Origin of the sequence: Bradyrhizobium sp. Ce-3 (assembly GCF_022835695.1) — a bacterium.
Lineage (GTDB): Bacteria > Pseudomonadota > Alphaproteobacteria > Rhizobiales > Xanthobacteraceae > Bradyrhizobium.
This window is the reverse complement of record NZ_BQUV01000041.1, coordinates 1-374: the sequence shown is the minus strand read 5'-3', so window position 1 is coordinate 374 and position 374 is coordinate 1. Positions and strand designations below refer to the sequence as shown.

The 374-nt window shown below is 34.5% G+C and carries 1 protein-coding gene; it reads left to right on the top strand.

What is annotated here, in order from left to right:
* Positions 1–57 precede the first annotated feature (57 nt).
* Positions 58–374, top strand: a 317-nt coding sequence (locus BRSPCE3_RS35740; RefSeq protein WP_244071814.1) for a hypothetical protein, incomplete at its 3' end; no start/stop codon positions are given.

The following is a 374-nucleotide window of genomic DNA, read 5'->3' as shown; positions in this document are numbered from 1 at the left end:
ACTTTGGTCTTGTAAATAACTTTATAAATAGTATTATATTTCAACAAGGAAAATACAATGGCTAAAATCAACGAACTTCTGCGCGAATCAACCACAACGAATAGCAACTCAATCGGTCGCCCAAATCTCGTTGCTTTGACTCGCGCTACCACTAAATTAATATATTCTGACATTGTAGCAACGCAAAGAACTAATCAACCTGTTGCTGCTTTTTATGGTATCAAATACCTTAATCCAGATAACGAATTTACATTTAAAACTGGTGCTACTTACGCTGGCGAAGCTGGATACGTAGACCGAGAACAAATCACAGAATTAACAGAAGAGTCTAAATTAACTCTCAATAAAGGCGATTTATTCAAATATAATAATAT